This window comes from Streptomyces sp. NPDC098789, from assembly GCF_044759975.1.
In the GTDB taxonomy this organism is placed as follows: Bacteria; Actinomycetota; Actinomycetes; order Streptomycetales; family Streptomycetaceae; genus Streptomyces.
The window spans coordinates 65,082-88,644 of sequence record NZ_JBIWAJ010000030.1 but is presented as its reverse complement, the minus strand read 5'-3'; the positions used below and the strand labels follow the sequence as shown (position 1 = coordinate 88,644).

Annotated in this window: 20 protein-coding genes; 8 read left to right on the top strand and 12 right to left on the bottom strand. The window is 73.3% G+C overall.

The window, feature by feature from the left end; all coding sequences use genetic code 11:
• Positions 1-1,266: zinc-dependent metalloprotease family protein (locus ACIQWR_RS38230; RefSeq protein ID WP_404019742.1), on the bottom strand; the 1,266-nt coding region annotated here is incomplete at its 3' end.
• A gap of 309 nt (positions 1,267-1,575) precedes the next feature.
• Here ACIQWR_RS38230 and ACIQWR_RS38225 point away from each other — a divergent pair.
• Positions 1,576-2,028, top strand: a complete 453-nt coding sequence (locus ACIQWR_RS38225; protein WP_404019739.1) for a tyrosinase family oxidase copper chaperone — start codon at positions 1,576-1,578, stop codon at positions 2,026-2,028.
• The gene (locus ACIQWR_RS38220; RefSeq protein WP_404019737.1) at positions 2,025-2,867 is read left to right on the top strand and encodes a tyrosinase family protein; all 843 of its coding nucleotides are present in this window, start codon (positions 2,025-2,027) and stop codon (positions 2,865-2,867) included. Before ACIQWR_RS38225 ends, ACIQWR_RS38220 begins: the two co-directional genes overlap by 4 nt.
• A gap of 37 nt (positions 2,868-2,904) precedes the next feature.
• Here ACIQWR_RS38220 and tsaD read toward each other — a convergent pair whose 3' ends face one another.
• From tsaD to ACIQWR_RS38180, 8 genes are all read right to left on the bottom strand, one after another.
• Entirely contained in the window at positions 2,905-3,963 is a 1,059-nt protein-coding gene (tsaD, locus tag ACIQWR_RS38215) for a tRNA (adenosine(37)-N6)-threonylcarbamoyltransferase complex transferase subunit TsaD (RefSeq protein WP_399259064.1), read from the bottom strand.
• Between the two features lie 120 nt (positions 3,964-4,083).
• On the bottom strand, positions 4,084-5,802 hold the full coding sequence (locus tag ACIQWR_RS38210; protein ID WP_404019735.1) for an acyl-CoA dehydrogenase family protein: 1,719 nt from the start codon (positions 5,800-5,802) through the stop codon (positions 4,084-4,086).
• A gap of 71 nt (positions 5,803-5,873) precedes the next feature.
• Complete coding sequence (locus ACIQWR_RS38205; protein WP_404019732.1) at positions 5,874-6,440, bottom strand: PadR family transcriptional regulator; 567 nt, start codon at positions 6,438-6,440, stop codon at positions 5,874-5,876.
• Positions 6,441-6,608: 168 nt separating this feature from the next.
• The gene (locus ACIQWR_RS38200; RefSeq protein ID WP_404019729.1) at positions 6,609-8,129 is read right to left on the bottom strand and encodes a flotillin family protein; all 1,521 of its coding nucleotides are present in this window, start codon (positions 8,127-8,129) and stop codon (positions 6,609-6,611) included.
• Between the two features lie 66 nt (positions 8,130-8,195).
• Positions 8,196-8,705, bottom strand: a complete 510-nt coding sequence (locus ACIQWR_RS38195; RefSeq protein ID WP_404019727.1) for a hypothetical protein — start codon at positions 8,703-8,705, stop codon at positions 8,196-8,198.
• Between the two features lie 174 nt (positions 8,706-8,879).
• Entirely contained in the window at positions 8,880-9,881 is a 1,002-nt protein-coding gene (locus tag ACIQWR_RS38190; RefSeq protein ID WP_404019748.1) for a PucR family transcriptional regulator, read from the bottom strand.
• A 121-nt stretch (positions 9,882-10,002) separates the two neighbouring features.
• Positions 10,003-12,051 (bottom strand): DNA helicase RecQ, encoded by a 2,049-nt coding sequence (recQ, locus tag ACIQWR_RS38185; RefSeq protein WP_404019726.1) that lies wholly within the window; start codon positions 12,049-12,051, stop codon positions 10,003-10,005.
• An 88-nt stretch (positions 12,052-12,139) separates the two neighbouring features.
• On the bottom strand, positions 12,140-12,652 hold the full coding sequence (locus ACIQWR_RS38180; protein WP_404019724.1) for a universal stress protein: 513 nt from the start codon (positions 12,650-12,652) through the stop codon (positions 12,140-12,142).
• A gap of 311 nt (positions 12,653-12,963) precedes the next feature.
• Here ACIQWR_RS38180 and ACIQWR_RS38175 point away from each other — a divergent pair, with 311 nt between their 5' ends.
• Entirely contained in the window at positions 12,964-13,362 is a 399-nt protein-coding gene (locus ACIQWR_RS38175) for an SAV_915 family protein (protein WP_404019721.1), read from the top strand.
• Positions 13,363-13,375: 13 nt separating this feature from the next.
• Entirely contained in the window at positions 13,376-14,710 is a 1,335-nt protein-coding gene (gene lysA / locus ACIQWR_RS38170) for a diaminopimelate decarboxylase (protein WP_404019719.1), read from the top strand.
• A 22-nt stretch (positions 14,711-14,732) separates the two neighbouring features.
• Here the strand turns inward: lysA and ACIQWR_RS38165 are convergent, their stop codons facing one another.
• The 3 genes from ACIQWR_RS38165 to ACIQWR_RS38155 are packed head-to-tail and all read right to left on the bottom strand — an operon-like array spanning position 14,733 to position 16,538.
• Entirely contained in the window at positions 14,733-15,362 is a 630-nt protein-coding gene (locus tag ACIQWR_RS38165) for a 4'-phosphopantetheinyl transferase family protein (protein ID WP_404019716.1), read from the bottom strand.
• A gap of 8 nt (positions 15,363-15,370) precedes the next feature.
• Complete coding sequence (locus ACIQWR_RS38160) at positions 15,371-15,628, bottom strand: acyl carrier protein (RefSeq protein WP_404019714.1); 258 nt, start codon at positions 15,626-15,628, stop codon at positions 15,371-15,373.
• Between the two features lie 52 nt (positions 15,629-15,680).
• On the bottom strand, positions 15,681-16,538 hold the full coding sequence (locus tag ACIQWR_RS38155) for an aminoacyl--tRNA ligase-related protein (RefSeq protein ID WP_404019711.1): 858 nt from the start codon (positions 16,536-16,538) through the stop codon (positions 15,681-15,683).
• 334 nt (positions 16,539-16,872) lie between these two features.
• Here ACIQWR_RS38155 and ACIQWR_RS38150 point away from each other — a divergent pair, with 334 nt between their 5' ends.
• The 4 genes from ACIQWR_RS38150 (at position 16,873) to ACIQWR_RS38135 (ending at position 23,421) form a co-directional block, all read left to right on the top strand.
• The gene (locus tag ACIQWR_RS38150; protein WP_404019708.1) at positions 16,873-18,027 is read left to right on the top strand and encodes a phytanoyl-CoA dioxygenase family protein; all 1,155 of its coding nucleotides are present in this window, start codon (positions 16,873-16,875) and stop codon (positions 18,025-18,027) included.
• On the top strand, positions 18,009-21,116 hold the full coding sequence (locus ACIQWR_RS38145; RefSeq protein WP_404019705.1) for a DUF6271 family protein: 3,108 nt from the start codon (positions 18,009-18,011) through the stop codon (positions 21,114-21,116). Before ACIQWR_RS38150 ends, ACIQWR_RS38145 begins: the two co-directional genes overlap by 19 nt.
• On the top strand, positions 21,103-22,353 hold the full coding sequence (locus tag ACIQWR_RS38140) for an MFS transporter (protein WP_404019702.1): 1,251 nt from the start codon (positions 21,103-21,105) through the stop codon (positions 22,351-22,353). The genes ACIQWR_RS38145 and ACIQWR_RS38140 overlap by 14 nt, the downstream gene beginning before the upstream one ends.
• Before the next feature lie 132 nt (positions 22,354-22,485).
• Positions 22,486-23,421, top strand: a complete 936-nt coding sequence (locus ACIQWR_RS38135) for a DUF5829 family protein (protein ID WP_404019699.1) — start codon at positions 22,486-22,488, stop codon at positions 23,419-23,421.
• The last annotated feature ends 142 nt before the right edge of the window (positions 23,422-23,563 follow it).

Genomic DNA, 23,563 nt, shown 5'->3' with positions numbered 1-23,563 from the left:
GGACCAAGGAGGCAGGCGCCACACGAGCTGGCTACGCCGCTGAGCTCTCCCGCCGACAAGCATTCCGCAAGTCCCAATAGCCGCACTTACCGATAACGCCATGAGCGAGGTGTGCTGCTCGTCGGGCGAGATCCAGCCGGTGCCGTAGGGGGTGTTCAGGTCGTTGATCCAACTCCCGTCGGGAACCTGCTGGTTGAGGGTGCGGCGGTCGTGGAAGAGGCCGAGGTTGTGGCCGATCTCGTGGCCGAGGTTGTACCAGCCGGTGAGCGAGTCGAAGTCGACGACGGAGAAGGCCAGGCTGTCGTTGAAGTTGCCGCGCACGGGCAGGCTGCCCTGGCCGGAGGAGCGGCCGGGGACGCTGTTGACCACGGTGACGAGGTCGACTCCGTAGCGGCGGCGCACCTCCGCCGCGGTGGCGCCGAGCTCCTGGTCCTGGGAGTTGCTCAGCTTCCGCCACATCAGGGCGGACTCGTTCTCGCCCCGGTAGTTGGTGTTGTAGGTGCCGATGATGTCGATGCTGGCCGCGACGCCGCTGTCGGCGAGGGCCTCGTTCATCTTGCGCTCGGCCCAGTTGATGGTGTTGATCACCTGCTGCTCGCCGCCCGCCCGGTCGATCGCGAGCTGCGTGAAGCCGGCGACGACGTCGATGACGACGGGGTTCGTCGTGGCGGCCGCGGCGCGGCCGGAGAGGGAGGTGCGCGGGGCGTTGCGGGCGGCCGGGTCGACCGCCAGCGCGTCGGGGGCGCGCCGCGGCCGCTTGTTCGGGTCCTCCTCGGTGATCCGGGCGTGCACGGGGTGACCGGGGCGGGTCTCCAGGCGGTAGACGCGGTCCCCCAGGTCGGCGACGACCTTGGCGACGGGCGCGGCGGAGCGCGTGCCCTCGGGGGTGCACACGCCGCGCAGGGAGACGATCACGCTGGACTGCGGATTGCCCGCGACGTGTCCGGACCAGGTGCGCGAACCCTGGTCGTCGTCGGTGCCGTCCTCGACGGCGGTGACGTGCACGTCGCCGAAGAAGGAGAAGCTCCAGCTGCGGGGCGCGCCGAAGGGTGCGGGGGTGCACAGGGCCCGGAAGTCCGCGAGGTCGAGGGGGACGGTGCGCGCGCGGAGCACCTCCGGCCCGTCGCCGTCCGCGGGGGCGCGTACGGCGGTGGGGGGTGCGGCGGTCACGGCGGTGGCGGAGGCGGCCGTGAGGGGCAGGGCGGCCACGGCGGCGACGCACAGCGCGAGGAGACGGGTGCGGCGCGAGGGGCGGGGTGAGGTCATGGCGCACACAAAGCCACAGCGGGTATCGCACAGGTGGGCGACATGCCTGGCGCGCGGAGCCGATCACCCGGGCGACACGAGAGGTCCACCCGGATGCCGGGCGGGGCCGGCGGGTGCGACCGCGCCGCACCACCGCGCCGCACCACCGTGAGGCCGCCGAACACCGGCCACCCGCCGAATCGTTACTGCGCACCGCGTCCAAGAAGGAGGTAAATCGACCGAAAGTAGCCTTGCCTTGAGCGGGAAGCCGTCCGTGACAGCCGGGGCCGCCGCTCAACTGACCGCGCCCTTCTGATACTTCTTCGAGCCATGAAGAAGATCACCCGCCGGCAGGCCCTGAGCATGTCGGCCGGCGCAGCCACCGCCATCGGGCTGACGAGCGCCTGCTCGTCCTCGTCGTCCAGCAAGCCGGCCGTCGTCCCGGCCGGCGGCGCGGCCGCTTCCGGCGCCCCGGGCGCCTCGGGCGCCTCGGGCGCCGCCAAAGCCATCACGCCCGTCGACGAGGTGTTCGAGGGCCGCCGCATACAGATATCGCTCGACACCTCGGGCCACCACACCGGTGGACACCACCTGCCCGCCATGCCCAGCGTCCGCGTCGACGGCGTCGAGCTGCACCTGATGCCCAATGCCGACGGGAGCTGGATCACCGTGGTCAACCACTACGAGACGTTCCCCGACCCCCTCACGGCGGCCCGCGCCGCCGTCCGCGACCTCCAGGGCGCGATCCTCGTCCCGCTCGGCGCCAACGGAGATCCGGCATGACCGTCCGCAAGAACCAGGCCAAGCTCACCGCCGACGAGAAGCGCGCCTTCACCAACGCGCTGCTCGAACTCAAGCGCAAGGGCGTCTACGACCGCTACGTCAGCGCCCACAACGCCTTCCTGATGGGCGACAGCGACTTCGGCGCACGGGTGGGCCACCGCTCCCCCTCCTTCCTGCCCTGGCACCGCCGCTTCCTGCTCGACTTCGAGGCGGAGCTCCAGAAGGTGGACCCGAAGGTCTCGATCCCCTACTGGGACTGGACCGTCGACCGCACCCCCGGCTCCTCGCTGTGGGCCGCCGACTTCCTCGGGGGCACCGTCCGGGCCCGCGACGGCCAGGTGCTCGACGGCCCCTTCGCCTACTCGGGGGGCAAGTGGGCCGTCACCGTGGGCGTGGACCGGCGCACCTACCTGCGGCGCGCGCTCGGCGGCAGCAAGCAGCTGCCGACCAAGGACGAGGTCAATGCCGTGCTGAACATGGCGGAGTACGACACGGCCCCCTGGAACAGCACGTCCAACGGCTTCCGCAACCACCTGGAGGGCTGGCGGGGCACCAACCTGCACAACCGGGTGCACATGTGGGTGGGCGGCCACATGGCCAGCGCGGCGTCCCCCAACGACCCCGTGTTCTGGCTGCACCACGCCTTCATCGACATGCTGTGGTCCGAGTGGCAGAGCCGGCACCCGAAGTCCGCCTACCAGCCCGCCACCCGTACTCCGGACGTGGTCGACCTGCACGGCACCATGCGGCCGTGGAACAACGTGACGCCGGCCGACATGCTGGACCACCGCAAGTTCTACACCTTCGACACCGAGAAGCCGGCGGCCGGAAAGCCCTGACGATCGCCCGCCCGGCCCTGACCCGCCCCGACCCGCCCTAGGCGACGCGCGCGGACGGGCGGGCGACGGGGTGCAGGGCGGCGTACTCCAGCGGTGCGGACGGATCGATGGACACGTCGAGCTGCGCCGGATCGGATCCGGCCCGCACCAGCAGGTCGCCGACGGCCGCGATCATCGCCCCGTTGTCGGTGCACAGGGTCAGCGGCGGCACCCGGAGTTCGACGCCGGCGGCCGCGCAGCGCTCCTCGGCCAGGGCCCGCACCCGCGAGTTCGCCGCGACGCCGCCCACCACGACCAGGGTCCGCACGTCGTACTCGCGGCAGGCGGCCAGCGCCTTGCGGGTCAACACGTCCGCGACGGCCTCCTGGAGCGAGGCGGCGCCGTCGGCGAGCGGGATCTCCTCGCCCCGGAGGCGGTGCTGCTCCGCCCAGCGGGCGGCCGCGGTCTTCAAGCCGGAGAAGGAGAACGCGTACGGGGCGTCCCCCGGCCGCGTCAGCGGGCGCGGGAAGGCCACCGCGCAGCCGTTGCCCCCGCGGGCCGCCCGGTCGATGGCGGGGCCGCCGGGGTACGGCAGCCCGAAGACCCGGGCCACCTTGTCGAAGCACTCCCCCGCCGCGTCGTCCACGGTGTCGCCGAGGTGCAGGATCGGGTCGCGCACGAGGTCGCGCACGAGCAGCAGCGAGGTGTGACCGCCGGAGACGATCAGCACCATGCACGGGTTCGGCAGCGGCCCGTGCTCCAGGGTGTCGGCCGCGACGTGCCCGGCGAGGTGGTGCACTCCGTACAGCGGGACCCCGGCCGCGTACGCGAGGGTCTTCGCCCCCGAGAGGCCCACCTGGAGGGCGCCGGAGAGCCCCGGGCCGGTCGTGACCGCGACGGCGTCGATGTCGCCGAGCCGCAGCCCCGCCTGGTCCAGGGCCTGTTGGACGACCGGGTTGAACGCCTGGAGGTGCGCCCGGGCGGCGATCTCGGGCACGACCCCGCCGAAGCGGGCGTGCTCGTCCATGCTCGATGCCACGACGTGCGCGAGCAGCCGGCCGCCGGAGACGATCCCGGCTCCGGTCTCGTCGCACGACGACTCGATGCCCAGCACCACCGGAGCGCCCACGGCGACCTCTTTCGCACATACATCGTTCTTGCAAGTGATGTGCAACAAGATACCCGGGGCGGGACGGCCCCCGCGCACGGGCGGGGGCCACACCTCGGCGCTACGGCGTCACTGCGCCATCTCGTAGGACCCGGACAGCGCCTCCACCCGCTCCCAGACCCGGGCCGCGCGGGCCTCGTCGACGACCGGGCGGCGTACGGCGCCCAGCGCCCAGGCCTGCTGCGCCTCGGTGGCGGAGTCCTTGCCGTGCAGTTCGACGGCGTGCCCGGAGAAGTCGCGCACGAGGACGGAGAACAGCTCGTCGAGGACGGAGGCGTCCAGGTCCGTCAGGGCGGCCTGCTCCAGGATCAGCTGGCCGTACACCACCAGCGCGAACAGCTGGCCGACGGAGAGCAGGAAGTCGAGGTCGCGGCTCTGCGCCTCGTCGGGGGCGACGGTGGAGACGAAGGCGCACAGGGCGTCCGCCTGCTCCCGGAAGCGGGCGACGTTCGGCACGTCGGCGTAGCCCTCGAAGGCGGCGCGCCAGTCGTGGAAGCGCACGGAGCCCAGGCCCCGGGCCGGGCCCTGCCGGAAGAGGAAGTCGTCGTCGGCCGCGTCGAGGCGGGTCGGCACGGCGGGGTACTCGACCGGCTCCAGCAGGTGGTTGCGCATGAACTTGAGGATCAGCGCGAGGTTGACGTGGACCGTACCCTCCAGCTTGGGCAGGCTCCGGATCTCGACGGCCGCCTCGGCGAAGTAGGTGTCCTTCTCGAAGCCCTTCGCGGCGATGACGTCCCACATCAGGTCGATGACCTTCTCGCCCTCCGTGGTCACCTTCATCTTCGTCATCGGGTTGAAGAGCAGGTACCGGCGGTCCTCGGGCCCGGCCGAACGGAAGTAGTCGACGGCGCGGTCGCTGAAGAGCTTCATCCCGACGAGGCGGACGTACGCGTCGGCCAGTTCGCGGCGCACGTGCGGGAAGGCGGTGACGGGACGGCCGTAGAGGATGCGGTTCTGCGCGTGGGTGACGGCCTCGTACATGGCGTGTTCGCAGATGCCGATCGAGGCGGTGCAGAGGTTGAACTTGCCGACGTTGACCGTGTTGAGGGCCGCGTCGAAGGCCGCGCGGCCGGTGTGCAGGACGTCGTCCGCGGACACCGGGTAGCCCGCCAGGCGGAACTCGCTGACGTACTTCGAGGAGTCGACGACGTTCTGCACCAACTCGTACGCCGCGTGACGGCTGTCGGCCGCGAAGAAGACGTACCCGTCCGGGCCCTCGACGTCGGTGCGCCGCCCGAAGACGGAGACGAGCCCGGCCGCGTTGCCGTTGCCGATGTAGTACTTGGAACCGCTCGCCAGGAAGCCGCCGTTGCCGTCGGGCTCCAGCAGCATGTCGGTCGAGTAGATGTCGGCGCCGTGGGTCCGCTCGGACAGCCCGAACGCGAACACCTCGCCCTGCGCGAGGAGTTCGGCGGCGCGCTCGCGGGCGGCGGCGTTGTCGCTCTGCCAGACGGGCCCGAGGCCGAGGATGGTGACCTGCCACGCGTACCAGTAGTCGAGGCCGTAGAAGCCGAGGATCTCGTTGAGGGCGGCGATCCGGGCGGTGTCCCACCGCTGGTCCTGCTTGCCGGCGGCGGCGGCCGGGGTGAGGAAGGTGGCGAACAGCCCTTCCTCGGCCGCGAAGGCGAGGAAGTCGCCCAGCCAGGCGCGGGACCGGTAGTCCTCGATCAGCCGGCGCTTGCCGCGCTCCTCGAACCAGTCGACGGTGGCGCGCAGCAGCCTGCGGGTCTCGGGGTCGAAGTGCGCCGGGTCGTAGGTGCGCGGGTTGAACAGCAGGGAGTCGGCCATGGAGTTCACCTTCGGAGGAGGACGAGGGAGGACGGGCGAGGACGGGGGGACGGGGGTCCGGGAGGACCGCGTCAGGACGACCGCGGCGCGGCGCCGAGCCGGTGGAGCGTGGCGAGGACGTCGTCGAGCCAGGCGAGCGTCATGCGCTCGTAGGCGATGCCGCCGCGCAGCACGACGTGCTGGAGCTCCTGCCCGGTGTCGAGCGGCGCGGGGGCCTCGGGGCCGGTGAAGTCGCGCAGCTCCCCCGCGAGGTAGCGCGCGAGCCGGTCGCCGTGCACCTGGTGGTGGCGTTCGACCTCGCGGACCAGCGCGGCCGGGTCGTCGAAGGCCGCGCCCCGGATCTTCACGGCGAGGTCGTGGCGCAGGCTCTCCGGCTCGATCGGCCGGTGCAGCCACTGGGACAGGGCGGCGCGACCGGCGGCGGCGACGGAGTACTCCTTCTTGTCCGGGCGGCCCTGTTGCGGCACCTCCCGGGAGGTCAGCAGCCCGTCGCCTTCCATGCGCCCCACGACGCGGTAGATCTGCTGGTGGGTGGCGGTCCAGAAGTAGCCGATGGACCGGTCGAACCTCCGGGCCAGGTCATAGCCGGAGCCCGGCATCTCCAGCAGGGAGACGAGAATCGCGTGGTCGAGCGCCATGCTCCGATCTTGCTGTGCAACTCGTTGCATAGACAAGTGCCGGCGCCCGGGTGAGACGCGGCTCACCCGGGCGCCGGCACTGCGGCACTGCGGTACTACGGCACTGCGGTACTACGGGGTACTGCCGGGGTACTGCGGAGTACTCCGGTACGGCGTTGCCGCGGCGGCTCAGTCCGTGATGGCGATCTTCCCGTTGGGCGACGTCGGCGCGGGGGCCGCCTCCGGCCGGGCGGTGAGGCCCTTCAGCAGCTGGGCCAGGTCGATTCCGGTGGTGGAGCCGAGGAGCTCCATGCCCTGGGCGACGTTGTCGGCGACGGTGCGGGAGAGCTTGCTCGCGCCGTCGGTGGAGATGATGGTCATCTTGTCGACGGCGGAGAGCGGCTCGGCGGCCTTGGCCACGACCTTCGGGAGCGCCTCGACCATCATCTGGATCATCGCCGCGTCGCCGTACTTCTCGAAGGCGTCGGCCTTCTTCTGCATGGCCTCGGCCTCGGCGGCGCCCTTGGCCGCGATGGCCGCGGCCTCCGCGTCGCCTTCGAGGCGCACGGCCTCCGCGATCGCGGCGCGCCGGGCGCGCTCGGCCTCACCGCGCTTGGCACCCTCGATGGCCTCCGCCTCGGCGAGGGCGGAGCGGCGCTGCTTCTCGCCCTCACCGGTCAGCCGCGCCCGCTCGGCCTCGCCCTGGGCCGCGGCGATGGCCGCGAGGCGCTCGGCCTCGGCCTGCTTGACCCGGGCGACCCGCTTGGCCTCCGCCTCCTGCTCGGCCTCGTAGCGGCGGGCGTCGGCGGGCTTGCGGACCTGGGTGTCGAGCTGGCGGTCGGTCAGGGCCGCCTGGCGCTCGGCGACCTTCTCCTGCTCGGCGAGGATCTGCTGCTGCCGGTCGGCCTCGGCCAGCGGGCCCGCGGCGTTGGCCTGGGCCGCGGCCGCGTCGGTCTCCGCCTTGATCTCGGCCTGGCGCAGGTACAGCGTCCGCTCGGCGACGGCGATCTCCTCCTCGGCCTTCAGCCGCGCCTGCTCGGCGGCCCGGCGGGAGCTGGCCTCGGCGATGTCGGCCTCCTGCTTGGCGCGGGCGGCCTCCGGCCGGCCGAGGTCCTCCAGGTAGGAGCCCTCGGTGGTGATGTCCTGGATCTGGAAGGCGTCCAGGACCAGGCCCTGCCCGGACAGGCTGGCCTCCGCCTCCTCGGCGACCTGCCCGGCGAAGGCGGCGCGGTCGCGGATGATGTCCTCCACCGACATCCGGCCGACGATCGCGCGCAAGGCTCCGGAGAGCACTTCCTGGGTGAAGCCGACGATGCCGTCCTGCTGCTGGAGGAAGCGCTGGGCCGCGGCCCGGATGGCGTCCTCGTTGCCGCCGACCTTGACGATCGCGACGCCTTCGAGATTGGCCTTGATGCCGCGCAGCGTGACCGCGCCGCGGACCGCGATCGGGATGTGCCGGCTGGAGAGGTCCAGGGTGTAGCGCTGCTGGACGAAGGGGACGACGAAGACTCCGCCGCCGACCACGACCTTCTGGCCCGTGTTGTCCGTCGAGGTCCGGCCCGTCTCGGGGTCGGTGGACTGCTTGCCGCGGCGGCCCGTGATGATGAACGCCTCACTGGGGCCGGCGACCTTGTAGCGCGTGACGACGGCCAGGGCGAGCAGGACGAGGAGTACGACGACTCCCACGACCGCGATGACGACTGGACTCATGGTGGATCCCCTCTGCCTCCCCCGTGGGGGCAGACCGGTGGTGTACGTACGGGTGAGGTGCCGGTTTCAGCGCTCGACGGCGCGGACACTGACCGAGGAGGAGGACGGCGTCGCCGTCACCCAGACCTCGGTGCCGTGTCCCAAGGGGCCTTCGGCGGTGGCCGCGTACTTCACGGGCTGCCCGGCCAGCCGGAGCATGACCTCGCCGTAGCCGGTCGCCGGAATCGCGGTGACCACGGTGCCGGTCGAACCGACGAGGTCGTCGTGGCGCGGGGCGATCCCGGTGCCGCCCCGCACCAGGGCGCGACCGAGACGGTACGCCGCCCAGCCCGCGCCGGCCCCGGTGACGGAGCCGGCGGCGGTCGCGACCCCCGGCCCGAAGCCCGTGGCGCCGAGCACGATCGCCCCCGTGAAACCGAGCATCGACACGAAGCCCGCGACCACGGGAAGCGACAGCCAGCCGTCGAACAGGCCGCCGAGCGCCCCGTCGAAGACCCCTTCCAACACCCCGTCGAAGATGAGGGAGAAGGCCAGCAGGGCGATCCCCGTGATGCCGAGACCAAGAAACAAGCTCATGCGCGCCTCCCCGCCCGGAGTGCGTTCGCGCCGGACAAGGGCATGGTGTCAGCCGGGAAGGACGCAGCACATTGCCCACCTTCGGCAATCTTTACGCTTCTTTAACGCATACCGGCGGCAGCTCGGGACCCGACGGGAACCGCTCGGGGACCCAGGGGCGGGGCGAGGGCGCCGTCAGCCGTCCCCGGGGTCCGGCCAGGCCAGCAGTCGGGCGCCGATCACCGCGGTCTGGAGCGTGTAGCGGCTCAGCGGGTCCGCCGGGTCGGCCCCGGTCAACGTGTGGATGCGCTCCAACCGGTACGTGAGCGCCCGCGGGCTGAGCGAGAGGCGACGGGCCGCCTCCGTCGAGACGCAGCCGCTGTCGAAGAACGCGGTGAGGGTGTCGAGCAGCGGCCGGGCGCCGCCCCGGGCCGCGCGCAGCGGGCCGAGGACGCTCTCGACGAGGTCGGCCATGGCCTGCCGGTCGCGGGTGAGCACCGGGAAGACGAGCAGGTCGACCGCGTGCAGCACCGGTCCGTCGAGGCCCATCCGCAGGGCGAGGTCGAGCGCGTTCAGCGCCTCTTGGTAGGAGTGGACGACCCCGCCCGGGCCGGGGTGCGTGCGGCCGATCGCGACCCGGCCGCCGTGGGTGACCGTGTGCGCCCGCTCGGCGAAGTGGGCGAGGACGTCCGGCTGGTCCCCCGGGGCCACGCAGATCAGCCGGCCGTCCTTCGTGGTCAGCAGGATCTGCCGGCCCGGGAAGCGGGCCAGGACCGCGGACTCGATGCCGCGGGCCACCGGGTAGCCGTCGCCGTACGGCTCCGGGCCCGCCGCCACGGCGACGGCGTGGGACTGCGACAGCCGCAACCCGAAGCGGTCGGCGCGCTCCGCCAGCCGGCCCAGGTCGCTGCCGCCGTAGAGCAGGTCGTCGATGAACTCCCGGCGGGCCGCCTCCTGTTGGCGCACGGCCTGGTGCTGGGCGCGTTCGTACCCTTCGACGAAGGCGTCCACGGCCTGCTCGACGGCCGCCAGAAGCGGGCCGGACGCGGGGAGGGGGCGCACGGCCTGGGCCGCGGCCAGGTGCGCGCGTATGAGACCGCGCAGCGGGATCCCGTCCTCCGCCGCGCGCTCCCCCTCCGCCCGGCGCGACTCCAGCTCGTCGCGGGTCAGGCGGCGGCCCGTCGCGCACGCGTCCATCAACGATGCCGCGTACCCGGCGAGGTCACGCTCCGCTCCCTGCGGCCCTGCCACGATCCTCCTCCGACTTCCTCCGACCACCCCCGATGCGCTCCGACGCCCTCCGGCCTCGACGCGCCCCCTATTCCCAGTCGTCCCAGGGATCCATCTCGTCCAGGTCGGCCGGCGGCTCGTCGTCGTCCGAGGGCGGCGCGTCGGCGTCGAAGGCCGACCGCGCGGCCGGCGGCGCGGCGGCGGCAGCGGGAGCGGCGGAAGCGGGAGCGGGAGCGGCGGAAGCGGGAGCGGGAGCGGCGGGGTCGGGAGCGGTCGGCCCGGTGGCGGCGCACTGCGCGAGGGTGTCGAGGACACCCTCGGCGTACTTGGTGAGCTTCGCCTCGCCGATGCCGCCGATGGTGCCCAACTCCTCTGCGGAGGTGGGCAGTCGGGTCGCGATCTCGCGCAGCGTCGCGTCGTGGAAGACGACGTACGCCGGTACGCCCTGCTCGCGCGCCGTCGCGGCCCGCCAGCTGCGCAGGGCCAGGAAGACCGGCTCGGCGGCCGCGGGCAGGTCGACCGGTACGCGCGCGCCCTTGCCGGAGCGGGACCCGGACTCCTTGCGGGCCGCGGCGGCGACCGCCTTCTCCTTGCGCATCGGGACGGTGCGGCGCCCGCCCAGCACCTCACCGCTGTCCGGCGCCAGCACGAGCGTCCCGTACTCGCCCTCCACCGACAGCAGCCGCGCCGCCAGCAGCTGGCGCACGACCCCGCGCCACTCCGCGGTGCTCAGGTCCGACCCGATGCCGAACACCGAGAGGGCGTCGTGGTCGAACTGGATGACCTTGGCCGTCTTCTTGCCCTGCAGGATGTCGATGATCTGGCCGGCGCCGAACTTCTGGCGGCGCTCCTTCGCCAGCCGCCACACCGTGGACAGCAGCTTCTGCGCCGCGACCGTCCCGTCCCAGGACTCGGCGGGCGTCAGGCAGGTGTCGCAGTTGCCGCACGCCTCGCCCGACTGCCCGAAGTACGCCAGCAGCCGCGTGCGACGGCACTCGACCGTCTCGCACAGCGCCAGCATGGCGTCCAGGTGCATGCCCAGGGAGCGGCGCCGGGCGTCGTCGCCCTCGGAGCCCTCGATGAGCTTGCGCTGCTGGACCACGTCCTGCAGGCCGTACGCCAGCCATGCCGTGGCGGGCTCGCCGTCGCGCCCGGCGCGGCCGGTCTCCTGGTAGTAGCCCTCGACCGACTTCGGCAGGTCGAGGTGGGCCACGAAGCGCACGTCCGGCTTGTCGATGCCCATGCCGAAGGCGATGGTGGCGACCACCACGATGCCGTCCTCCCGCAGGAAGCGCGACTGGTTCGCCGCCCGCGCCCGGGCGTCCATGCCGGCGTGGTAGGCCACGGCGTCGATGCCCTGCTCCACGAGGAACGCCGCGGTCTTCTCCACGGAGGCCCGCGAGAGGCAGTAGACGACCCCGGCGTCCCCGGCGTGCTCGCTCCGGATCAGCTCCAGCAGCTGCTTCTGCGGGTTGTTCTTCGGGGCGATGCGGTACTGGATGTTCGGCCGGTCGAAGCTGGCGACGAAGTGCCGGGCGTCCTCCAGGCCGAGCCGCGCCACGATCTCGGCGTGCGTGGCCGCGGTGGCCGTCGCGGTCAGCGCGACCCGCGGCACCTTGGGCCAGCGCTCGTGCAGCATGGACAGCGCGAGGTAGTCGGGCCGGAAGTCGTGGCCCCACTGGGCGACGCAGTGCGCTTCGTCGATCGCGAAGAGCGAGACCTTGCCCCGGTCCAGCAGCCGCTGCGTGCCCTCGGTGCGCAGCCGCTCGGGGGCCAGGTAGAGCAGGTCCAGCTCGTCGGCGAGGAAGGCCCGCTCGACGGCCTGGCGCTCCTCGAAGTCCTGGGTGGAATTGAGGAACCCGGCCCGCACCCCGAGCGCGGTGAGCGCGTTGACCTGGTCCTGCATCAGCGCGATGAGCGGGGAGATCACCACGCCCGTGCCCTCTCTGACGAGCGCCGGGATCTGGTAGCAGAGCGACTTGCCGCCGCCGGTCGGCATCAGGACGAGGGCGTCACCGCCGCCGACGACCTGCTCGATGATCTCCTGTTGCGCACCGCGGAAAGAGCTGTATCCGAAGACGCGGTGCAGTACCTGCAGAGCATCGGAGATCTCGGGGGAAGCGTCCGGAAGGGCCATCCGTGAAGCCTAGCGGCACCCGCGGACACCCGGCTCCGCCCGCCCGAACCTGTGGACAACCTCGTCCGCGGCCGCTCAGGTGGTCAGCTCAGGTGGTCAGCTCCCGCGGGTCCAGCGGGATCCGCCACAGGTTGCGGCGGTGGACGGATTCCAGCTCCGCCTGGAGCGGGGAGGGCGGCACCGCGAGCACCGCGCAGGCGGCGTGGGCCAGGCAGTAGCGGGACACCGAGGGCCGCAGGAGCCGGCGCAGCGGGGCGCGCGAGCCCGTGCCCACCACGAGGAGGTCCTCCGGGCCGCGCGCGGTGTCCACGAGGGCCGCCCCCGGTGTCCCCCGGACCGCGACGCCGGCCAGGGGGACCCCCGGCGGTGCGGCGCCGAAAGCGGTGTCGAGCACCTCCCGCAGCCGCTCGACGGCCGCGGTCCGGCAGGCCGCCAGGACCTGCGTGGTCCCCTGGCCGCGGCCGGCGAGGTCACCGCCCGGCGATTGCCAGGCGAGGACCACCCACAGCTCGGCGCCGCGCACGCGGGCCTCCGCGACGGCCCGGTGCAACGCCGCCAGGCTCCCCGGGGTTCCCGTCGCCCCGACCACGACTCTCCGCACGGCCTCGTTCCTCTCCCTCGTCCACTGCAGCGTCCACTGCTGCGTCCACCCGTCCCATGGAAGGGCCCGGGCAGGGGGCGGGGGCGGTCACTGACGCCTTCCTGACGCGGTGGCCCGTAACCCGTACGGGTCCCTGACGCGGGAGGGCCAGGGCCGTCAGTGACCCGTCAGGACCCGGCCCGTCACCGTATGGGTCGCGTCATGAGGGGGGACGGGACGCACGGCCGCGGGGATAGCTTCGAAGCCTCGTCCGGGCCGCCTCCCCGCGGCCCGGACGTGAACCGTCGTTCGTGCGAGGCCGGGAGGGCCCCATGTGTGGAATCCAGTACGCCGACGACCCCGAGCCCGAGGAACAGGTCCCGGCCCGGCCCCTCTACGTACCCGCCCGGCCCGGCGGGACGCACCTGGTGGTGCGGCTGTTCCGCACCCCGCTCGGCACGCGCACCGCCGTCGGCTTCACCAGCGCCGACCGGCTGGCCGCCACGCTCGGCGCGTCCCAGCCCTGGATCCGGCTCTCCGAGAGCGCGCTGCGGTCGATGGCCGAACCGCTGGGCGCGTCCCTGCTGACGCTCGACCCGACGCTCACCGCCGCCCCGGTGGCGGCCACGGGCGCGGGCGGCGATGCGGCGGCCGGCGAACGGCGACCGGATCCGGCACCCAGGACGCCCGTGGCGCCGCAGGCGCCCGGGACCACGGCCCGGACCGCCTGAGAGGAGTCGCTCCATGACCATCACCGTCCTCCCCGAGATGCCGGCCGGCGCCGACGAACTGTCCGTCTGGCCCGCCTCCACGACCCCGCTCCCCCACGGCGGCCTGGCCGTCGGCGGGGTCCCGCTCGGCGAGATCGCCGACCGGTTCGACACCCCGGCGTACGTGCTGGACGAGGGCGAGGTGCGCGGGCGCTGTCGTACCTACCGGGACGCCTTCCCCGACGCCGACGTGCTCTACGCCGCCAAGGCCTTCCTCTCCCGCGCGATGGTGCGCTGGGTGTCCGAGGAGGGGCTGGGCCTGGACGTGTGCTCCGCCGGGGAGCTGGAACTCGCCGTCACCGCCGGCTTCCCGGCCGAGCGGATCGTGCTGCACGGCAACGCCAAGGCGCCCCGCGACCTGGAGGCGGCGCTGCGGCTCGGCGTGGGGCGGATCGTCATCGACGGTCCGTCCGAGATCGCCCGGATCGCGGCGGCCGTAGGCCCCGAGGGGCGCCAGAAGGTCATGGTGCGGGTGGTGCCGGGCGTCTCCGCGGGCGGCCACGACAAGATCCGTACCGGTACGGACGACCAGAAGTTCGGCCTGTCCCTCACCGATGGCGGCGCGCAGCACGCGATCGCCCGGATCCTCGGCCAGCCGCAGCTCGAACTGACCGGTCTGCACTGCCACATCGGCTCGCAGATCTCCGACGTGAAGCCCTACCTGGTGGCGCTGCGCCGCATGGTGGGCCTGATGGCCCGCGTCCGGGACGCGCACGGGGTGGTGCTGCCCGAGCTGGACATGGGCGGCGGACACGCCGTCGCCTACCGGCCGGGCGATCCCGCCCTGGACCTCACCGCGCTCGCCCGCAGGATGCGCGCGGAGCTCGTGGCGGGCTGCGCGGCGGCGGGCCTGGCCGTGCCGCGCCTCGCCGTCGAGCCGGGGCGGGCCGTCGTCGGACCGGCCGGGGTGGTCCTCTACCGGGTGCTCGCGGTCAAGCGCACGGGCGCCACGGTGTTCGTCGCGGTCGACGGGGGCATGAGCGACAACCCGCGGCCGGCCCTGTACGGGGTGCGCTACGCGCCCCGACTGATCGGCCGGACGGCGACGGCGCCACCGTGCACGGCGACCGTCGTCGGCCGCCACTGCGAGGCCGGGGACGTGCTCGCGGCCGACGTGGAACTGCCGGGGGACGTCCACCCCGGCGACCTGCTCGCCGTACCGGTGGCGGGCGCGTACCAGCTGTCGATGGCCTCCGGCTACAACCTCGTCGGCCGTCCCGCGGTCATCGGGGTGCACGGGGGCACCGCCCGGCTGCTCGTCCGGCGCGAGACGCTGGACGACTTCCGCCAGCGGGACGTCGGCGCGTAGGCCCTTCGGCGTCCGGTCGTGGTCAGGGGCCGGCGGAGAAGGGGGTGGCGGAGAAGGGGTTGGCCGGGGCGGTGCTGGCCACCGTGACCACGGCCGCGCGCCGGTGGTCCGTCCACTCCAGGAGCCGTACGTCCGCCCGCTCCCGGCCCGCCTTGAAGAGGGCCTCCCGGCGCACCCACAGCCGCAGCAGCTCCGGGCCGGGGTCGGGCAGGGCCGCGGCCCGGCGCAGCTCGGCCGCGGGCAGCAGCCGGCCCCACACCGACAGCGGGCCCGGGCGGCGCGTCGCGGGTTCCACGTCGATGCCGACCGCGCCCGGGCCGACGGCGGCCGCGACCACCCCGTCCGCGTGGCTCAGGCTGACGCCGACGTCGGGGCGGCCGGGCAGGTACGGGCGCCCGTGCCCCGATCGCGCGCACTCGGCGCAGTACTGGGCCGGGGCCGATGCCCGCGGCGCGAGCCCGGTGAACCGGGCGATGCACAGGCGCACCAGCAGCCGGGCCGCCAACACGTCGTCGCGGCGGGCCGGCACCCGGATGGGGGCCAGCCGGCGCCGTTCCCACGGCGCCAACAGGCCCTCGTGCAGATCCGGGTGGGCCAACACCTCGCCGGTGGTGGCCACCACGGCCACGGCCGTGCGGTCGTCCCCGGCCATGCGGTCGGTCAGCCGGCCGAGGCGGCGGCGTCGGCCAGTGCGGCGCCGCTCAGGAAGCGCTCCCGGACGCGGGCGAGCGTACGGAAGTCGTCGATGGTGACCTGCTGGAGGTCGATGGTGGCGTCGGAGATCTCCTCCAGCAGGTCGATGAACTCCAGGAAGTCCATCGAGTCGATGAGACGGGCCTCGATGAGGTCCTCGTCGGCCTCGATCTCGCCCTGGAGACCGGGGTTCTTCTCGTGCAGCCACGCGGTGATGCGTTCCATGGGACGGGGGTTCTCCTTGCTGATCACGGTGGGTGGTCGGCGGCGGGGCCGCTCAGGCGCGGGCGTCGCGCAGTCGGTCCAGCGCCCGCTCGGGGGTGCCGTGGGCGAGGACCATCGCGTGCACCCAGCGCTCGACGCCGAAGGCGACGCAGCCGCTGTACGCCGGTCCGTGCGAGCCCGCGCGGATGTCGAGCCGCTCGCCGAAGAAGTTGCGGTGCCGGTTCACGGATGCGATGGCGGTGCCGTCGGGTGCGCTGAACTCGTGCTTGACCGGATCCAGCGCCATGAGCCGGGCCCGGGAGCCGCCCTTGTCGTAGAAGGGGTCGTCGGCCACGGCCCGGGTCAGCTCCAGCCCGAGGATTGCGGCCAGTTCCTGGATGAACTCGGCGCCCTGCTCCAGGTGTTCCACCGCCCCCGACTTCGTACCGAGGTACAGGACCTCACGCATGTGGAAGCCCCAGAGGCGGCGCAGCCCGTCGTAGTGGGTCTCGTTGCGGAAGCAACGGCCGGTCGCGGAGAGCCGCAGCCCGTCCTCGCCGACGTCCCGGCCTTCCAGGGAGAGCAGCAGGCCGTAGCAGGTGGCGGACGGCAACAGGTGGCCGGTCGGCCGCAGGGGGAGCTCGCCGGGCGCTTCGCCGGCCGCCAGCCCGTCGAAGGCCTCCGGGGCGAAGCGGCCGGCGGAGACGCCGAGATGGGGGAAGTTGCGGAAGTAGTCGAGGCGGGCCAGGCCCTCGGCGGCGAGCAGCGGCGGCCCCATCACCTCGGGGGCGGCGAGCCGTGCGGCCAGCCCGGTGAGCAGCTCGTCCAGACCGCGCAGCAGGGCGGTGTGGACCGGGTCCAGCGTGATCAGCCCCGGACCGGGGTTCTTCAGACCGCCGTCCGGCAAGGCGGTGATGCTGGGTGTGCTCATGAGATCCGCTCCCTCTGGGCGTGGATGAACAGTCGTCAAGGGTGTTGGCCGGATGGGCGAAACGAAAGGTGGTGGCGGCGCGTTCGCATCGGTGCGAACGGCCGTGCACACGGCCGCCGTTGGCCTCGGCACAGCGAGGAAGGCGGCTGACGCTCCGTCAAGGACAGGAGCTGCGTTACCAGGACCCTAAGCCAGCCACTCGGGCATTGTCTAGACCAAAGTCGTCATACCGGCGATCATCGTCGGCAGGGGCGTTTCGGGACCGAAAGTATCGCAATCAGCATATTGAGACGCCCCTTGACAGCAGCTATGGTCTAAACCAATCCTGCTGAACATGACGACACCTGCCCCCGACAGTCGCCCCCGCCGTCCCCGCCCCAAGCTGCATCGAGCGCCCTCGGACCGCCCCTACTTCAGCGCGGACGGCGAGTCCTACCTGGCCCAGACCACCTTGCGGGAGCTGACCAAGTCGCGACCACTGCGGGTGCTGTCCGAAGCGGACTTCGCCCACTGGCAGACCTACGGCTACGTCATCGTCCGCGAGGCGATACCGGCCCCGCAGGCGCGCCGCCTGCTCGACTTCACCTGGGAGTTCCAGGGACTCGACCCGGACCGGCCGGACACCTGGCACGAGGACCGCCCCTTCCGCTCCGAGTTGGACCAGCAACTGCACGTCTACGGCTTCGTGGAGGCCTACCACCACCAGTTGCTCTGGGACAGCCGCCAGTCCCAGCGGGTGTACGACGCCTTCGTCGACGTCTGGGACTGCGAGGAGCTGTGGGTCACCCTGGACCGGCTCAACCTCAACCCGCCCAACGTCAAGAACCGCGACCGCGCGCTGATCGACCCCACCGACCGGGGCTTCGACATCGAGCTGCACTGGGACATCGACACCACCCTCGGCGTGCCCCCGCAGCGCGTACAGGGCATCATCGCCCTCAACGACACCAGCGCCGAGCTGGGCGGATTCCAGTGCGACCCGGAACTGTTCCGGCAGTTCGAGGAATGGAAGATCGACCAGCCGGCCGAGCGCGACCCGCTGCGCCCCGACGTGGACCGCACCGATTTCCCCGTCGTGCGGCCCGAACTGCACCCCGGCGACCTGCTGATCTGGAACGGCCTCCTCGCCCACGGCGTCGCGCGCAACACCTCGAAGGACGGGGCGCGGGCGGTCCAGTACCTGTCGATGATGCCCGCGCTGGAGGAGCACGAGCGGCTGCGCCGTTCCCGCGTCGACTCCTGGCGCCACCTGCGCACCCCGCGCTGGAACCGCACCCTGGTCGGCGACCCGGTGCGGCACGAGTCCGAGCGCTACCCCACGGCCACCTTGAATCCGCTCGGCAGCCGCCTCCTCGGACTCACCTCGTGGACGGACGCCGACGCCGACGCCGACACGGTCGCCGACACCGACACGGTCGCCGACACCGAGACCAACACCGACGCGGTCGCCGGGCAGAGCGAGGAGTCCTCGTGCGCCGTGTCTGCCTGACCCTTCCCACCAACCGCTCCTGCACCGAGGCCATCGCGTCGATCGGCGCGGAGGCCGCCCACGGCGCACGCCACTTCGGCGTCGAGGTGCACCTGCTGATCCTGGACTCCTCCGACGCCGCGGTGCTCGCCGAGCACCGCGAGGCCGTACGGGCGCTGCCCGCGGTGCCCGGCGTGGTGGTCCACCACCTCGACGAGGACGCGCAGCGGGACTTCCTGCGCCGGGCGATCGCCCGCTCCGGCATCGCCGAAGCGGACCGGGTGCTCGACCTGATGCTGCCGTCCGGCGTGTCCTACGGCGCCTGCACCAACCGGGCCTTCCTGATCGCGGAGGCCCTGGGCTGCGCGTCGGTGCACCGCCGGGACTCCGACAGCCGCTACCAGTACCTCGACGGGGAACCGGTCTTCCCCCTGCACCACGAACTGACCTCCCTGGGCCGGCCCGCCTCCGAGGTGGCGGGGCTGATGTCCCGGAGCAGACTGACCCCCGCGGCGGCGGACCGGCCGGTGGCCATGGTCGGCGCCTCCTTCGTCGGCGAGATGTCCGTGGACGTGGCCGACATCCAGCGGCTCGACCCCGCGGTCTACGACGACGTCATCGGCCTTTCGGTACCGGCCGGGTTGGCGGAGATCTGGCGCAAGAACCTGATCGCGCAGTCCTTCCGCGGCGCCGGGACCACCCCCTTCACCACCGACCACACCACGCTCACCCACGTCAGCCCGATGCGCGTGGACATGTGCAACATCGCCCTCGACCGCGCGGTCTACGGCCGGGTGCCCCTGCCGCCCGCCACGGACACCATCGGCAGCGACTACTTCCTCATCCACCTGGTCGACGACGCCCGGCTCCCGGGCGTCCTGCACAACCGGCACATCGTCAACTACCACACCGACGAGCGCCGCGGCGATGCCGGATTCCTCGCCTACCAGGAGCGGTTCGCGAAGTACCTGCTGTCCACCGGCTACCTGAACGCCGTGTACGCCCGGATGGCGGCGACCGCGGACGGCCTCCTCGACGCCGCGGGCCTGGTCCGCGCGGCCGCCGTCGCCGGGGTGGTGCGCGAGAGCACGCTGGCGGACGCGGTCCGCACGGAGAACGCCGAACGGCTCGACGTCCTCGACCGCTCCTACCGCAAGCTGGGCGGCCGCTACGAGGCCGTCGCGGACGCGCTCGCCGCCCGCCGCGACGGGCTGTTGGACGAAGCCCACGCGGACATACGGGAGTTCGCGCTCCTCATCGACGCGTGGGAGCCCCTGGTCCGGGCGTGCGCGGCCGAGGGCCTCGCGCCCGTCGACCGGCCGGCGGGCATCCGTACGAGCACGGTCACCGTCGCGTACGCGGGCGGCGCGGAGCGCCGGGGCCCCGTCACCATGGGCCAGGCCAACATGATCCGCTGCATCCTGCGGGACGACCCGGCGCACATCAACATCCACGACGTGTGGCCGGTGCCCGAGGGGACCGACCTGGACACGGCGATCGACGCGCTGCGCGCGCTGGTCGTACGGCACGAGGCGCTGCGCACCACCTTCCCGGCCACCCCGCACGGCGCGCAGGCCGAACAAATGGTCGCTCCCGAGGGCGAGTTCACGGTCACCGTGCTCGACCACGACGAACTCCCCGCCCAGCCGGCGCGGTACGCCGATACGCTGGCCCGCCGGGCCCGCGCCGAACGCTACGCCCTGGACCGGGACTTCCCGCTGCGGATCTCCCTCGTCTGCGAGCGCGGCGCGCCGGCCTTCGTGGCCCTGGTGTCCAGCCACGCCGTGGCGGACGGCAGCGCCCTCGCCGTCCTGCGGGAGGAGTGGCTCACCGTACTGGCGGGCGGGTCGCTGGAGCCCGTGACGGCCTTCACCCCGCTCGACCTCGCCGCCGAGGAGGCCACCCCGAAGGGGCTGCGCAAGTCCCAGGCCTCCCTGCGCTATTGGGAGGAGATCCTGCGCACCGGGCCCCAGGCCATGTTCGCGGAGCCGCGCGCCGAGGGCGTCGACGTGCGCATGTCCCAGCTCACCCTCCGGTCCCCGCGCGGCGCGCGGGCGCTGGCCCGCGTGGTGGAGCGCACCGGCAGCCTCCCCTCGACCGTGCTGCTCACGGCGTGGTGCGCGCTCATCGCCCACCGCGCGGGTCAGCGCACCTGCGTCGCCGCGGTGCCGACCTCCAACCGGTTCCTGCCCCGGCTGGCCCGCTCGGTGAACACCGTGTCCCAGGACGCGCTGCTCTCGCTCGACGTCACGGCCCCGTCCTTCGACGCGCTCCTGCGCAAGGCCTGGGGGGCGGCGCTCAACGCCTACCGGCACAGCCGGTTCGACTCGGTCCTCCTGTGGGAGATGATCGGCCGGGTCACCGCCGAGCGCGGCAGCCACTTCGCGCGCGACGTGGTCTTCAACGACGTGAGCAACCTGCCGTCCACGTCGGCGTCCGCCGTCGCCGCCGAGGGCGGGAGCGAGGGCGAGGGCGACGACGCGGCGGAGCCGGAGCTCAGCTGGGGCCCGGAGCAGGTGCTCCCGACCCGGGTGCTGGCCTTCGCGCACCAGACGGACCCCGTGCTCCACATCGCGATGTGGGCCGACCCCGGGCTCTTCGACGGGGACGAGGCGGAGGGCTTCCTCACCGGTCTCGTCCGGCTGCTGGAGGCGGCCGCGACCGAGGACGTGCCGCTCGCCGCGCTCACCGAGGTGACGGGGGTCCGCCCCGTCGAACGCGGCCCGGACTGGGAGCTGGTGGACGGCTCCTGGGTCTCGCCGCCCGCCGTGGCGCGGGCGCTGGGCGAGGCCCTGGGCGGCCTCCCCGTGCACGTCGTCTCGGACGGCGCGGGCACGTCGGACACCTCCGCCACCGCGGACGCCCCCGGAGCGCCGGACCCGGGCCTCACCGCCTTCATCGCCGCCGGCGGCGAGCCGTTGACGCCGGCGGCGGCGCACGCCGCGCTGATGGACGTGCTCCCGGGCCGTCCGGGGGTCCTGGCGCCCCACCGCTACGTGATCGTGAAGGACCCGCCGGCGCGGGCCGACCTGAGCGGCGCGTGGCTCCAGCAGCAGATCCTCACGGAAGGGAACGGCCGGGAACGGCGGATGTCACATGACGATGGATGAGGTAACCGTCCGGCCGGAGCGGGTCCCGCTCCCCAGCCCCTGGCGGTCGAACCGCTTCCGCCTGTTCTTCACGGCCCGCAGCACCTCGCTGTTGGCCGACGGCATGCTGATGGTGTCGCTCACGACCGCCGTGCTGGGCGCGGGGTACGGGGCGAGCGGCGTGGGCTACGCGCTGGCCGCGTGGATGGCCCCGATCGTGCTGCTGGTGCTCTTCGGCGGCGTACTGGCCGACAAGTTCACCCCGCAGGTGATGATGGTCGGCGCCGACGTGGTGCGGATGTTGGCCATGCTCGCCCTCGCGGCGCTGCTGGCCGGGGACCACGTACGGCTGTGGCAGGTGATGGCGCTGCTGGCGCTGAGCGGCGCGGCGACCGCGATGTTCCAGCCCGGTCTGGCGAGCCTGGTCCCCCAGGTCGCCGAGGACATCCAGCGGGCCAACGCGCTGCTGCGGATCTCCGAGGCGATCTGCACGCTGCTCGGCCCCGGCGTGGCCGGTCTCCTCGTGGCCTACTGGGACGTGGCGGGATCCTTCGTGGTGATCGCCGCCTTCTACGCGCTCAGTGCGCTCGGACTGACGCCGTTGCGCAAGCTCGGCACCGCCCGGGACGAGAGCGACGAGCCGATGTCGCGCAGGCTGGTCACGGGGTGGCACGAGTTCCGGTCGCGTTCCTGGCTCTGGGGGGTCATCGCCGTCTGGGCGGTCTACGGGCTCTTCGTCTTCGGCCCGGCGCTGCCGCTCGGCGCGGCCCTGCTCACCGAACAGCACGGGGCGAGCGGCTACGGCTGGATCGCCTCCGCCGACGGCGCCGGGACGATCATCGGCGGCCTGCTCGGGATGCGGGTGCGGCCCGCCCGCCCGCTGGTCGCGGGGGCCTGCGCGATGTTCTTCTTCTCGCTGAACCCGCTCGCGCCCGCCCTGGGTTGGTCCTTCACCGCCACGGCGCTCACCGGTGTGCTGGCCGGCTGCGGGTTCGCCTTCTGGGGCGTCATGTGGGCGACCACCGTGCAGTCCCACATCCCGTTGGCCGTGCTCAGCCGGGTCTCGGCCTACGACGTGGCCGGATCCATCATGGTCATCCCGCTGGGCCGGGCGCTGGCGGGCCCGGCCGCCGAATCCTTCGGCGCCGACCGCGTGCTGCTCTTCTCCTCGGTGGTGGGCATCGTCTGCATCGCGGTGATGCTGTCCGTACCCGCGATCCGCGCCCTCGGCCGGGCACCGGAGCCCGACGTGCGGTGAGCGCGGTAGCGGGTGCCGTCGGTCCTCCCCCGCCTCCCCCCGGGGCGGGCCGACGGTTTCCCGCCACGCCGATCGTGGCCCGAATCCTTCGAACGGGACCCGAACGCGGGCTTCCCGATCTACGCTCACGGCATGTCTCTGCGTCGCGCGTTACACGTATTCATGGTCCTCGCCGTGGCCCTGACCGGACTGGCCGGGGGCGCCACCGGCGTCGCCTGGGCCGACGGGAACGGCTCGTCCGGCGGCCGTCAACTGCTCTTCTACAACCACGCCTACGGGGTCCTGGACCGCGAGACGGCGGATGCGATCGAACAGTCCACCTACCTGCCGCGGTTCGCCAACTTCCAGGTCCGCACCACGACCGGCGCGAACGGGGAGAAGTGGACCGGCCGGTACCTGATGGGCCGCGAGACCTACCTCGAACTCTTCGGGGTCGGTGACGTCCCCGGCCAGGACGGCGTCCTCGGCGCCGGCGGCATGGGGCTCTCGGTGGAACGCGCCGGTGACCTCGCCACGGTGACCGGGCGGCTGCCCGGCCAGGGCGTCCCGAACCCGATCTCCTTCCGCCAGACCCGCGACTTCGGCGACGGCGTCCCGGTGCCGTGGTTCGACGCCGTCTTCACCTCCGAGCAGTACGACGGCTTCGGCGCCTGGGGCATGGAGTACCGGCCCGAGTACTTCGCCGACCCGCGCGGCAGGACCGAACCGGCGAGCCACGCCGGTGACGTCGGCCGCGAGCGCTACCTCTCCGACGACTACCGCGACCACCTGATGCGGGACGTGACCTCCGTCCGCCTCGGGATCACCGCCCGCGACCTCGCCAACACCGTGCCGCTGCTGCGTGCCGGCGGGTTCGCCGTCCGGGAGCTGCCCGGCGGCTCCGTCGTGGCCGAGGGCGGCGGCACCACCATCCGCCTGGACTCCGTGGCCCGCGAGGACGCCGGGCTGCGCCGGGTGGAGATGTCCCTCAACCACCCGGTGGCCCGCCACGAGGAGCGCCTCGGCCGCTCGACCCTCGTGGTCGGCCCGGGCGCCCGCGCCGTGTGGACCTTCGGCGATGCCCGCTGACGTCCGGCGCTGACGTGCGCCGTCACGCCCCTCGGGGTGTGACGGCGCACGGCGGCCCGGGGGGGCGCTGGGCGGACCCGGGGGGGGGGTGGTGGGGGGACCCGCCCCCCTGGTGCGGGCCCAGGTGGGCGGCGGCACCGGC

What these genes read in the sequence shown, in the direction of transcription:
- ACIQWR_RS38225 (WP_404019739.1), top strand. Translation starts at nt 1,576, where the DNA reads ATGAAGAAGATCACCCGCCGGCAGGCCCTGAGCATGTCGGCCGGCGCA.
- ACIQWR_RS38220 (WP_404019737.1), top strand. Translation starts at nt 2,025, where the DNA reads ATGACCGTCCGCAAGAACCAGGCCAAGCTCACCGCCGACGAGAAGCGC.
- ACIQWR_RS38210 (WP_404019735.1), bottom strand. Translation starts at nt 5,802, where the DNA reads ATGGCCGACTCCCTGCTGTTCAACCCGCGCACCTACGACCCGGCGCAC.
- ACIQWR_RS38205 (WP_404019732.1), bottom strand. Translation starts at nt 6,440, where the DNA reads ATGGCGCTCGACCACGCGATTCTCGTCTCCCTGCTGGAGATGCCGGGC.
- ACIQWR_RS38200 (WP_404019729.1), bottom strand. Translation starts at nt 8,129, where the DNA reads ATGAGTCCAGTCGTCATCGCGGTCGTGGGAGTCGTCGTACTCCTCGTC.
- ACIQWR_RS38195 (WP_404019727.1), bottom strand. Translation starts at nt 8,705, where the DNA reads ATGAGCTTGTTTCTTGGTCTCGGCATCACGGGGATCGCCCTGCTGGCC.
- ACIQWR_RS38190 (WP_404019748.1), bottom strand. Translation starts at nt 9,881, where the DNA reads ATGGACGCGTGCGCGACGGGCCGCCGCCTGACCCGCGACGAGCTGGAG.
- recQ (WP_404019726.1), bottom strand. Translation starts at nt 12,051, where the DNA reads ATGGCCCTTCCGGACGCTTCCCCCGAGATCTCCGATGCTCTGCAGGTA.
- ACIQWR_RS38175 (WP_404019721.1), top strand. Translation starts at nt 12,964, where the DNA reads ATGTGTGGAATCCAGTACGCCGACGACCCCGAGCCCGAGGAACAGGTC.
- lysA (WP_404019719.1), top strand. Translation starts at nt 13,376, where the DNA reads ATGACCATCACCGTCCTCCCCGAGATGCCGGCCGGCGCCGACGAACTG.
- ACIQWR_RS38165 (WP_404019716.1), bottom strand. Translation starts at nt 15,362, where the DNA reads ATGGCCGGGGACGACCGCACGGCCGTGGCCGTGGTGGCCACCACCGGC.
- ACIQWR_RS38160 (WP_404019714.1), bottom strand. Translation starts at nt 15,628, where the DNA reads ATGGAACGCATCACCGCGTGGCTGCACGAGAAGAACCCCGGTCTCCAG.
- ACIQWR_RS38155 (WP_404019711.1), bottom strand. Translation starts at nt 16,538, where the DNA reads ATGAGCACACCCAGCATCACCGCCTTGCCGGACGGCGGTCTGAAGAAC.
- ACIQWR_RS38150 (WP_404019708.1), top strand. Translation starts at nt 16,873, where the DNA reads ATGACGACACCTGCCCCCGACAGTCGCCCCCGCCGTCCCCGCCCCAAG.
- ACIQWR_RS38140 (WP_404019702.1), top strand. Translation starts at nt 21,103, where the DNA reads ATGACGATGGATGAGGTAACCGTCCGGCCGGAGCGGGTCCCGCTCCCC.
- ACIQWR_RS38135 (WP_404019699.1), top strand. Translation starts at nt 22,486, where the DNA reads ATGTCTCTGCGTCGCGCGTTACACGTATTCATGGTCCTCGCCGTGGCC.